Source organism: Pseudomonas sp. (genome assembly GCF_026224925.1).
Classification (GTDB): domain Bacteria; phylum Pseudomonadota; class Gammaproteobacteria; order Pseudomonadales; family Pseudomonadaceae; genus Aquipseudomonas.
Genome location: NZ_JAMFRV010000607.1, coordinates 1 through 10,235, shown reverse-complemented (window position 1 = coordinate 10,235; position 10,235 = coordinate 1). Strand labels below are relative to the sequence as shown.

The 10,235-nt window shown below is 57.5% G+C and carries 10 protein-coding genes and 2 pseudogenes; 4 read left to right on the top strand and 8 right to left on the bottom strand.

The window, feature by feature from the left end; all coding sequences use genetic code 11:
- Positions 1 to 214, bottom strand: a pseudogene (locus M0974_RS25320) (proline/betaine transporter); the annotation flags it as partial.
- A 191-nt stretch (positions 215 to 405) separates the two neighbouring features.
- On the opposite strand from M0974_RS25320, the pseudogene M0974_RS25315 reads away from it, so the two are divergent.
- Positions 406 to 498, top strand: a pseudogene (locus tag M0974_RS25315) (hypothetical protein); the annotation flags it as partial.
- Between the two features lie 505 nt (positions 499 to 1,003).
- The gene (locus M0974_RS25310; protein WP_297843525.1) at positions 1,004 to 1,354 is read left to right on the top strand and encodes a MerR family transcriptional regulator; all 351 of its coding nucleotides are present in this window, start codon (positions 1,004 to 1,006) and stop codon (positions 1,352 to 1,354) included.
- 337 nt (positions 1,355 to 1,691) lie between these two features.
- On the opposite strand, the gene M0974_RS25305 is transcribed toward M0974_RS25310, so the two are convergent.
- The 3 genes from M0974_RS25305 to M0974_RS25295 form a co-directional block, all read right to left on the bottom strand.
- Positions 1,692 to 2,537: a LysR family transcriptional regulator gene (locus tag M0974_RS25305; RefSeq protein ID WP_297843522.1), complete on the bottom strand. Its 846-nt coding sequence runs from the start codon at positions 2,535 to 2,537 to the stop codon at positions 1,692 to 1,694.
- Between the two features lie 218 nt (positions 2,538 to 2,755).
- Positions 2,756 to 3,595 carry a glutathione-dependent disulfide-bond oxidoreductase gene (gene yghU / locus M0974_RS25300; RefSeq protein ID WP_297843519.1) on the bottom strand — a complete coding sequence of 280 codons (840 nt, stop codon included), beginning with the start codon at positions 3,593 to 3,595 and terminating at the stop codon, positions 2,756 to 2,758.
- Positions 3,596 to 3,740: 145 nt separating this feature from the next.
- Positions 3,741 to 4,667 (bottom strand): LysR family transcriptional regulator, encoded by a 927-nt coding sequence (locus M0974_RS25295; protein ID WP_297843516.1) that lies wholly within the window; start codon positions 4,665 to 4,667, stop codon positions 3,741 to 3,743.
- 138 nt (positions 4,668 to 4,805) lie between these two features.
- On the opposite strand from M0974_RS25295, the gene M0974_RS25290 reads away from it, so the two are divergent.
- Positions 4,806 to 5,201, top strand: coding sequence for a RidA family protein (locus tag M0974_RS25290; protein ID WP_297843513.1), 396 nt, complete (start codon positions 4,806 to 4,808; stop codon positions 5,199 to 5,201).
- Between the two features lie 42 nt (positions 5,202 to 5,243).
- Here the strand turns inward: M0974_RS25290 and M0974_RS25285 are convergent, their stop codons facing one another.
- Positions 5,244 to 6,182: a LysR family transcriptional regulator gene (locus M0974_RS25285; protein WP_297843510.1), complete on the bottom strand. Its 939-nt coding sequence runs from the start codon at positions 6,180 to 6,182 to the stop codon at positions 5,244 to 5,246.
- Between the two features lie 101 nt (positions 6,183 to 6,283).
- On the opposite strand from M0974_RS25285, the gene M0974_RS25280 reads away from it, so the two are divergent.
- The gene (locus M0974_RS25280) at positions 6,284 to 7,147 is read left to right on the top strand and encodes an aldo/keto reductase family oxidoreductase (RefSeq protein WP_297843508.1); all 864 of its coding nucleotides are present in this window, start codon (positions 6,284 to 6,286) and stop codon (positions 7,145 to 7,147) included.
- Positions 7,148 to 7,189: 42 nt separating this feature from the next.
- On the opposite strand, the gene M0974_RS25275 is transcribed toward M0974_RS25280, so the two are convergent.
- The 3 genes from M0974_RS25275 to chrA form a co-directional block, all read right to left on the bottom strand.
- The gene (locus M0974_RS25275; RefSeq protein WP_297843505.1) at positions 7,190 to 7,576 is read right to left on the bottom strand and encodes an ester cyclase; all 387 of its coding nucleotides are present in this window, start codon (positions 7,574 to 7,576) and stop codon (positions 7,190 to 7,192) included.
- Between the two features lie 12 nt (positions 7,577 to 7,588).
- Positions 7,589 to 8,440: a CAP domain-containing protein gene (locus M0974_RS25270; RefSeq protein ID WP_297843503.1), complete on the bottom strand. Its 852-nt coding sequence runs from the start codon at positions 8,438 to 8,440 to the stop codon at positions 7,589 to 7,591.
- A 92-nt stretch (positions 8,441 to 8,532) separates the two neighbouring features.
- Positions 8,533 to 9,891, bottom strand: coding sequence for a chromate efflux transporter (gene chrA / locus M0974_RS25265; protein WP_297843501.1), 1,359 nt, complete (start codon positions 9,889 to 9,891; stop codon positions 8,533 to 8,535).
- Positions 9,892 to 10,235: the final 344 nt, after the last annotated feature.

Genomic DNA, 10,235 nt, shown 5'->3' with positions numbered 1-10,235 from the left:
TGGCCAACGCCGCGATCATCTGCAAGCTGGGGTCGACGCCAGGGAAAAATACCTTGCCGAGCACATTGGCGACAAAGCCATAGACGCCAAAGTCAAACCACTCCATTGCGTTGCCTAGTGCTGCGGCGGTGATTGCCTTGCGCATCTTGACGTCGTCGACAATGGTGATGTCCTTCAATCCAATGGGACTGACTTTGTTTTTACGTAATTTCATCTAAGTTACCCTGTAGCCGACCCATCTTTTCACAAACCGCTGACCCCATGCATGGCGCGGAGGCAAACGAACTTCGCTCGGTTTCCACGCTAGCGATGCGGTGGCACGAGCTCTATCGCATCAGATACAACGAAACACTAAATAATTCACCGTTCGCTGTTTTTTCCGTTAGCGGCCCGTGGCGCGGGCTCATCGATGTGCTGTGTGAAACAGACTAAGAGCGTGCGTGCACCGTGGGTATCAACGGTTACGCCCGCCCGATGCCTGCCAGCTGGATGCAGCGTTAGGCCCAGGCCGTGCACGAGTGCACAACTTCGGCTCATCCGTCACAGGTATGCTCTGGGCTATTGCGAAGGCCACCTCCATAAACGTAAATCCCAGAATCAGAAAGCTCGCTCCATTGGTAACTGCATAGAGCTGCCACGAAGCAAACAAGCCTCTGGCCAGTGCGTCATAGAGCCCCACGGTGCGGCTTGGATGCCTTAGTCGCCAAATCGACCAGACGACTACTACGCTGCCCAGCAAGTTGGCGAAGAGCATTTGCGTGACGTCTAGCGTTGGGACTGAGCGGTCTAGCCTCAAGAACTCTGATAGCACTGCGAAGCCTTTCATACAAAGCGCTGCCGTCCACGGTGTAATAAAAACCGCTGTTGCCCCCAAGTCGTACCAGGCGCTAGCGCGAACAATTTTCAGATTGTGATTTGCGTTGATCATATTCATCCCTCACAGTTTGGATTCGCAGGCTAAAGTCTGGTGTAAGGTCCAGAGTCAATACGAGAAACCATGAGCATGAGAATCGGTGATGTAGCAAAGCGCACGGGCGTTTCCGTGGACGCTTTGCGGTTTTATGAGGAGAGGGGCCTGATAAACCCTCAGCGCACTGCCAATGGCTATCGGCTCTACCCGCAGGAAACATTGCAACTGGTGGGGTATATCAAGCTGGCGCAACAGTTAGGGTTTTCCTTGGCGGAGATCGGTGAAAATCTGCCACTGCTGTGGAGTACCGTAGGTGTGTCCAGCGATCTTCTGGCGGAGTTGTTCGCACAGAAAATCGCTTTGCTGGACGAGCGTGTTGCTCAGATACAGATACTGCGAAGTGCGCTTGCCGAGCGAGCGGCGCAAGTGTGCCCGCTGTTGTGACCGCCGTTACTTCATGCGCAACCACCTAATAACGATCTTCGTTATAGATGAAAAGCCTTCTTCCAAAGCCTCGTTCGAAAGCAGTCGTCTTGATCGTATGAAAGCAGTAAACCCAGCGCTACGCTTATCACTGTAATAGTCCGTGACGTCTGTTTCACGCATCATTCCCCTCTCCATACTGTTGCTTCTGAAACCCTCAAGGAAGTACATATGGAACCGTATCGAATGCAGCCTCTTATGATCGTACTTGTACACCTCGCGGCATTCGGCCTCGTCAGCCTGGGTTTAGTGAGTCTGACGGTGATGATGGCCTGGACTGGACGCTTGTTCTTCTAGTTCAACTGTTTGAGATGTCTGCGCTCAACGTATTAATCAGCGATTGCGCTTGGGCGTCGCGCTGCGCGGTATAGAGCACAACTTCACGAGAGGGCAGGGGCGGCAGGTTGAACCGCTGTTGCACGTCGACACAGCCGCTTGGAGCCATGCGCCCGACCATCGCGCCTATTCCAATGCCGGCAACCACTGCTGCGCCGATGGCCAGAATTCCGCTGCCGACAAAGACCTCTTCCCAGAGGCGGTTCTGTGTTTGTAGCGCCGCCATCACCATGCTCCGCATGCCGCAGGGCTCAGGTTGTATAGCCAGCGGTAAAGGCTCCCCGGGCAGCAGTTCGAAGTCTTGTGCAGCCATCCAGCCAAATCGCGCTGCGCCAATCACGTCACCGTCTTGGCGTCGGTTGTCGTGCCTCAGGATCAAGGCCACATCAAGCTTGCCCTGCTCGTAGTTATCCAACATGTCCCGGGAAGTACCTAGGCTGAAGGCGACGATAACATCCGGGTCAGCGTTCGCCATACGTCGCAGCCATCGGGTGAGATCGGCCCCGACAATGTGATGGCTGACGCCCACCCGCAGGGTGCGTTTTTGCGTGCCAAAGCAGTTCATCGCCTCCTGGTAGTTATCCAGCAAGCGCCGTGCGCTGGTTACGAAAGTCTGCCCATGAGCAGATAACGTTACCCGCCGCGGCGTGCGTTCGAGCAGCTTGCGACCAAGGGTTTCTTCCAACCGCTTTATTTTAAGGCTGATAGCTGCCTGGGTGCCGCCTATAGCATCCGCGGCGCGGGTGAAGCTCTTGAGCTCCGCGACCAGGACAAACGCCTGGATAGCGTCAATGTCGGGCATTTTCATGGTTGAGCTTGAGGTCCTCTATCGACGGTAGTGAAGTTACCATGGCAAGTGGCGCGGTTAGAGATCTGTAGTGACATTTGCTAGCGCGTGGCGGGTCAGCACTAAGCTTGCAGTTCACCCGAGAACCGGTCGCATGGTTGCCGAGCATGCCAAGGCGCTGGGGCGGCTTCTGATTGAGGCGCCATCCGACGCCGCCACGGCAGGAAGCACTACGGTTGTCAGCCCAGGTCTTCGGCCTGATGCCGCTCCGGGACTTGGCTTGCTTCATCGCCCCACGTTCGGTTGACTCGCTGTCCACGGATCACCGCAGGCCGGCTGGCGATGTCTTCCGCCCAGCGACATACATGGGTGTATTCGTGCACGGCAAGGAACTCGGCAGCTGAATACAGATTGCCCCGCACCAGTTGGCCATACCAGGGCCAGACCGCGATGTCGGCGATGGTGTAGCTGTCGCCCGCCAGGTAGGGGCTCTCGCTGAGGCGGCGATTGAGCACGTCCAACTGACGTTTCGCCTCCATGCTGAAGCGGTTGATCGGATACTCAAGCTTCTCCGGTGCATACGCGTAGAAATGCCCGAAGCCCCCGCCCAGGTAGGGTGCTGCGCCCATTTGCCAGAAAAGCCAGTTGAGGGTTTCCGTGCGCCCGCCCGGATCGGTGGGTAGGAAGTGGCCAAACTTTTCCGCAAGATAAAGCAAGATCGAACCAGACTCGAAGACGCGGATTGCCGGCTCCACGCTGCGGTCTAGAAGGGCTGGGATCTTGGAGTTGGGGTTGACGTCGACAAAGCCGCTGGAGAACTGGTCGCCTTCGTTGATGCGGATCAGCCAAGCGTCGTATTCGGCGTCGGTATGCCCAAGCGCCAGCAGCTCTTCGAGCAGGATGGTCACCTTCACGCCATTGGGCGTGGCCAGTGAATAGAGCTGCAACGGGTGCTTGCCTATCGGCAATGTCTTGTCATGGGTTGGTCCGGCGGTAGGGCGGTTGATGCTGGCGAACTGGCCGCCAGACGGGGCATTGTCTTGCCAGACCTTCGGGGGAACATAGGGTGCTTTGCTCATGGGACGAACCTCATCGTTTTCTTACAGCAATCACCTGGACCGCTGATGGACAATTTTTGGGCGAAACTGCGCAGCTTACCGAGTTACGCAGGCGACTTTGCTGATCAGATAGTAACGGCCACAATTTCCACTTCCAACACTGCAATCATGAAACCTGTCGACCCGCGACCGGCGCATGCTGTGCCATCAGTTCAGCGACCCAATCGATGAACACACGCAGTTTGAGACTGATATGCCGGTTCGGCGGAAATGCGACGTACAGCGGCATCGGATCGAGGCGCCAGTTTTCGAACAAGGGCACCAACTCGCCGCGCGCTACGTGCGCCTTGGACATGTAGTCTGGCAGCCAAAGAACCCCCAGACCGGCCAGGCCCGCCGCCATGTAGGCATTGCCGTCGTCCACCGACAACGCGTGGCGACCGTGTACGTGAACACTCTCGCCGTCGCTGCGCATGGCATACGGCAGGGCTTTGCCGGTGCTCGCCCACAGAAAGCCGACGATACGATGATGCGACTCTTCCAGCTCTCGTGGGTGCGAGGGCGTACCGGCGCGTTCCAGGTAGCTCGGCGCCGCATAAACGCCAAGTTGTAGATCGCCTATTCGCCGTGCCATTAAAGACTGATCGGTGATCTCGCCACCGCGCACGACGCAGTCCACATTTTCACCGATCAAATCCACGACGCGATCACTGACGCCCATGTCGATCTGGATGTCGGGATATTGGGCGTAAAACGCAGGCAAGGCCGGCACCAGAATCATGCTGGCCAACGGGCTGGGTACATCCACTCGCAGCCGACCTCTGGGCAACGCCGAGGCGCCGGATAAGCTGGTCTCCGCATCGTCTAACTCAGCCAGCAGGCGTACCACGCGCTCGTAGTAGACGGCGCCGTCGGCGGTCACATTGACCTTGCGCGTCGTGCGGTTGAGCAGCTTGACACGCAACCGTGCTTCCAACTGCTGCACCAACTGCGTCACGCTGGTCTTGCTCATGTGCAGCGTGTCGGCGGCCTTGGTAAAGCTGCCCGCTTCTACAACTCGGGCAAATGCCTGCATCGCATCAAAACGGTCCATTGCTGCCCCGGCTATTTAGATTGTTTGGTTTTTACAAACAGTGATGACTACAGTTGCTCGTTTATCGGACAGGCACAACTACTTAAAGTCCCTTCATCGTTAATCAGGGTCAGATATGACCCGTTGAAGGAGCAAGACATGACAACCCGTGACGTTGTTTTTCCGCCCGGACGCCAGGCACTTTATGAACGCAATCGCTACTCGCCAGCGATAAAGTCCAATGGGTTTTTGTTTGTTTCGGGACAAGTCGGCAGCCATGAAGACGGCTCTCCGGAGCCCGACTTACAGGAGCAGGTCAGGCTCGCGTTCAACAATCTAAACGCGATCCTGGCAACTGCTGGTTGCACGTTCGATGACGTGATTGATGTAACCGTCTTCATTGTTGATCCCGAATCGACCTTCGAGACAATCTGGGAGGTGGTGCCTGAGTTCTGGGGTAACGCCCCGCATCCCACGCTCACCGCTGTGGGCGTCACGTGGCTCTATGGCTTCCAGTTCGAAATCAAGGTAATCGCCAAACTAGCCGACAGATGAACCCGTCTCGGCTGCCCCTACAAACACCGCCATGCTGGTCGATCAGTCCAGCAAACAACTACCGGCGGAGTTGGCTTCGTTGTTTTGACCTGCCTTGATGAAGTCCACAAATGCCCTCAGCGGAGAGGGCAGGTAGCGGCGTCCCGGGTAGTAGAGAAACGGTCCGGTAAAGTCCTGCCACCAAGGTTCGAGTACCGGTTCGAGTACGCCGCTGTCCAGGTAGGGCCGCAGCCAGTCTTCGAACAGGTAAACAATGCCCAGGCCATCAATCGCGGCCTGTACCGCAAGGTCCACGCCGCCGCCAATCCTTACGATCAACGGGCCCGTCGGGTCGACGCGGACGGTTTCGCCGTTACGCTGGTATTCCCAGAGTGGCATGGCGCCGCTGGGAAACTTGCCGCGTAGGCAGGCGTGTCCGAGCAAATCTCGTGGGTGCTCGGGTCGACCTCTGGCGTTCAGGTAAGCCGGTGATGCCGCCGTTGCGAAGCGTTGAAACCGCGGGCCGATGGGAACTGCAATCATGTCCTGTTCAAGGCGCTCGTCATAGCGAATGCCGGCGTCACAGCCTGCCGCGAGCATGTCGACGAAGCTCTCTTCGACCGTCACCTCCAGGCGAATGTCGGGGTAAGTGTTCAGGAACGGTGTGATGATCGATGGCAGCACCAGCCGTGCGGCGCTCAGGGGCACGTTCAGTTTGAGGGTGCCCGAGGGCCGGTCGCGAAAGTCGTTGACCACATCCAGAGCGGACTCGACTTCGCCCAATGCGGGCACTATGCGTTCCATCAACCGTGCGCCGGCCTCGGTCGGCGCCACGCTGCGGGTCGTGCGGTTAAGCAGGCGCACGCCCAGCCGAGCTTCCACGCGCCGGACGGCATCGCTGAGGCTTGATGCGGACCTGCCGCTTGCTCGGCTCCCTTCGCGAAAGCCACCCGCGTTCACCACGGCCACAAAGGCCAGCAAGTCTTGAATGTCCGTCGCCACTGTTCGCTCTCCCGTACAACCTGTGCCGATTGCACCTTATTATCATTGGAGTGGTCAATGCCTATAGTGGGACCACACAGACATTGATAGAGGCACTCAACATGAGCAATGCCAGCAAAGCAGGTACCTTCTTACTGGGCGACCGGAGCGTTAACCGCATGGGTTACGGCGCCATGCAGTTGTCGGGTCCCAATGTATTTGGTCCCCCCAAAGACCCGAAGGCGGCGGCTGCTGTGCTGCGAGAAGCTCTGGCAGCGGGGGTGAACCACATTGATACCTCCGACTTTTACGGGCCTCATGTTACCAACCAACTGATTCGCGAAGCCCTGCATCCTTATGCACAAGACTTGGTGATTGTGACCAAGGTCGGCGCTCAGCGCGGGCCTGACGCTTCATGGAATCCGGCGCAAAGCCCTGCCGAGTTGGTCCGGGCGGTGCATGACAACCTGCGCAATCTGGGTCTGGACGTGATGGAAGTGGTGAATTTTCGGGCGTGGGGAAACATGCATTCGCCTGCAGACGGGTCCATCGAAGAACAGTTCACCGCGCTGGCTGAACTGCAACGCCAGGGCCTCATTCGTCACTTGGGGTTGAGCAACGTCACCGCGTCCCAGGTCAAGCAGGCGCAGGGCATTGCTGACGTCGTCTGCGTACAGAACCACTACAACCTGTCCCATCGGGATGACGAGCAACTCATCGCTGATTTGGGGAAGCAGGGCATCGCCTATGTGCCGTTCTTCCCGTTGGGTGGGTTCACCCCACTGCAATCGGAAACCCTTTCCAGCGTAGCGACGCGCCTGGGGGCATCACCCCTGTGTGTGGCGCTGGCATGGCTGCTGCAACGTGCGCCTAACATCCTGCTTATTCCGGGTACGTCCTCGGTGGCCCACTTGCGGGAAAATCTGACAGCGAGTGATTGGGTGATTACCCCGGACTTGCTGGCTGAGTTGGAGGGGGTGGCGTAGGCTCTGTCATGAGCCCAGGCCGCAGACGCGAGGGCCATTTCGCTAAAGCTGAGCCTCGATAGCCGCTTTGTCGATCACGGACCATACGTGCTCTATTTTCCCGTCTCGAAACTGATAGAACACGTTCTCAGTGAAGCGAACTTTTTTGCCGTTTACCGGCAGGCCAAGAAATGTACCCTGTGGGGTGCAATCGAAGTTCAAGCGGGAGGCGACGAGGTCCGATTCGGCAACCAGAAGTTGGATGTTAAAGCGCAGGTCCGGGATTTGATGAAAGTCCCGCTCCAGCATCTCGCGGTAACCTGACAGCCCGATACGCTGATCATTGTAATGGACGTCGTCATGGACAAACGTTCCAAGCGTGGGCCAGTTCTGTTCATTCAGGCACGCGATGTAGCCTCTGTACGCTTTGGATAGGTTGATCGTACTCATGGTAGTTACCCCTTACTGAGTCCCGAACATAGCGGTCCAATAAATCCCCGCATCACTCTTCGGATCGGCCGCATAGGCCGCACCAAGTTCGCGAAATTGCGGGTTCATTAAGTTAGCGCAATGCCCCGGACTGGCGAGCCAGCCATCCAGCACCTTGCGTCCAGTGTCTTGCCCGGCAGCGATGTTTTCACCGACTTCCTGGCCACTGTAGCCCGCCAGCTCAGCCCGATCACCCGGTGTGTGATCGTCGCGGTCTTTGTGATCGAAGTAGTTGTTGTTAGCCATGTCTCGGCTATGAGCATCCGCTGCGGTTGCCAGCATGGCATTCCAGGCCAGCGGTGTGGTGGCGGCAAAGGACTGTGTGCCGCACTGGTGCTGTTGGGCACGGGCGGTGTTGACCAATTCGAGTAACTTTTGTCCTTCTGCCTGCGAGGTAGCGAGGCGAGCAGTCAACAATGGACGCGCCAGCACGATGCGCCAGTCGCGTCCTTCTCGGCTCACGCCGATATCAACGAACTGTGGGTCCAGCACAACTTTGCAGAAGCTCTCTTGCACCGTCTGCATAGCCGACTGCGCATCGCGCGGCCCGGACAAGCTGATCGCTTGCACGTTGACCATTGGATACGCCGCACGCGCCATCGCTTGTTGCAGGTCGCCAGTCCCGGTGGCAGGGAGGATCAAGCGCGGATCAGCTGTCAGTGGCGGCAGCTCGTGGGAGACCCCACCTGCGCAACGCTGCAACTGGCTGCGGTAGGCATTAATCGATTCGACTAGCTGGGTTTCCTCACTCGCCACAGCGGTGGCGGCAAACAGCAAACCCAGCGACAACATGGCAACACTAATAGTGGACGATATAACGCGCATAAACGTTTCCCTTTAGCTGACTGCGGCCATGATGCGCGATTTTACCCAAGTGGGTCAGTTTTGCATCGGTACTGACACCTAGCCAAGCTCTCCTAGCGCAACAGGTGCACTGCCACGCCGATGAGCGCGCAGGCAGTCAGTACCTGAATGACGCCGCGCTTGAAGCGAAACAAGGCAATTGCCGCTGCAATCGCGATGAGTGCTGATGGCCAGTCCAGGCTGGCGCTGAACCCTTTGGGCCACAGCACGTGATAGCCGAAGAAGCACGCTAGATTGAGAATCACCCCAACTACCGCCGCAGTAATCGCGGTGAGCGGTGCGGTGAATTTGAGTTCGTTGTGAGTTGCTTCCACCAGCGGGCCACCGGCGAGAATGAACAGGAACGAAGGCAGGAAGGTGAACCACGTCACCAGAGTGGCGGCGACGGCTCCGGCGAGAAATACATGGTCGACACCGAACACCTGTAGGACATAAGCGCCGATGAAACCGACGAAGGCCACCACCATGATCAGCGGCCCAGGAGTGGTTTCCCCCAGAGCCAGGCCATCAATCATTTGTGTTGGCGTTAGCCAGCCGTAGTGACCAACCGCGCCTTGGTAGACATAGGGGAGCACGGCGTAGGCGCCGCCAAACGTCAGCAATGCCGCTTTGGTAAAGAACCAGCCCATTTGGGTCAAGGTGCCTTCCCAGCCAAAGAGTGCAGTCAAGATGCCCATTGGCAAAGCCCACAGTGCAGCACCGATGAGCATCAACATCAGCAGTTTCAACCCGCTGAATCGGGCATGCTCAGGCGACGGGGTGTCGTCGTCAATCAACGCCAGGCCATAGGACTTTTTGGCGGCGCTATGGCCCCCGGTTCTGAACTTCTCAGGCGCAAAACGACCTCCAAGATAGCCAACTGAAGCCGCCCCCAGAATGATCAGCGGGAAAGGGACATTAAACGCAAATATTGCGGTGAACGAAGCCGCTGCTATTGCCCACAGCCAATTATTCTTCAGCGCGCGCGAGCCGATTCGATGAGCTGCCTGCACCACGATGGCTGTCACGGCGGGTTTGATGCCATAGAAAAGTCCCGCCACCACCGGTACCTCACCGAAGGCGATATACATCCAGGACAATGCAATCAGGATAAACAGCGAGGGCAGTACAAAGAGCAGCCCGGCGATCACTCCACCCCAGGTTCGATGCATCAGCCAACCGATATAGGTGGCCAACTGCTGAGCCTCTGGTCCTGGGAGCAACATGCAGTAGTTGAGGGCATGCAGAAATCGTCTTTCTGAAATCCAGCGCCGACGCTCTACCAACTCCTGATGCATGATTGAGATCTGCCCCGCAGGCCCGCCGAAGCTGATAAAACCCAGCTTCAGCCAGAACCAGAACGCTTCGCGCAAACTGATCGCCTCAGGTCTTGGCAGATCTTGTTCATCCGCGGCCAGGGAAACCTTACTCATTGGGTTGTTCCTCTTTCATACGCGCAAAACCTGAATAGGGAGCTGTGAGACGGCCGTTACTCCAAAACCGTTCGCGACCAATTCTCGAAGAGCTTCCATTGATCCGGTTCTAAACGCTAGCCCCGACTCTGACCACCCCCGCCAAAGAAGTGGAACCTCCAAGCGGTTCACTCACCGCATCCTGCACGGCGTTGAGGATTGTCTGCGTTCGCTCAAGAAAGCGATGTCCCTCAAGTGTAAGTCTTTCAAGTTGCCCGATTGCCGTGGTAACCGCCGACTGAGGGACGTGATTGTTTGTAGCCGACTGGGAAATGCGGTGGCGATGACCGGTCACAGATCAGCCC

Bases quoted from the DNA above. Each gene is read 5' to 3' on its own strand.
- yghU (WP_297843519.1), bottom strand. From the start codon at position 3,595: ATGAGCAAAGCACCCTATGTTCCCCCGAAGGTCTGGCAAGACAATGCC.
- M0974_RS25305 (WP_297843522.1), bottom strand. From the start codon at position 2,537: ATGAAAATGCCCGACATTGACGCTATCCAGGCGTTTGTCCTGGTCGCG.
- M0974_RS25280 (WP_297843508.1), top strand. From the start codon at position 6,284: ATGAGCAATGCCAGCAAAGCAGGTACCTTCTTACTGGGCGACCGGAGC.
- M0974_RS25290 (WP_297843513.1), top strand. From the start codon at position 4,806: ATGACAACCCGTGACGTTGTTTTTCCGCCCGGACGCCAGGCACTTTAT.
- M0974_RS25275 (WP_297843505.1), bottom strand. From the start codon at position 7,576: ATGAGTACGATCAACCTATCCAAAGCGTACAGAGGCTACATCGCGTGC.
- M0974_RS25270 (WP_297843503.1), bottom strand. From the start codon at position 8,440: ATGCGCGTTATATCGTCCACTATTAGTGTTGCCATGTTGTCGCTGGGT.
- M0974_RS25295 (WP_297843516.1), bottom strand. From the start codon at position 4,667: ATGGACCGTTTTGATGCGATGCAGGCATTTGCCCGAGTTGTAGAAGCG.
- M0974_RS25310 (WP_297843525.1), top strand. From the start codon at position 1,004: ATGAGAATCGGTGATGTAGCAAAGCGCACGGGCGTTTCCGTGGACGCT.
- chrA (WP_297843501.1), bottom strand. From the start codon at position 9,891: ATGAGTAAGGTTTCCCTGGCCGCGGATGAACAAGATCTGCCAAGACCT.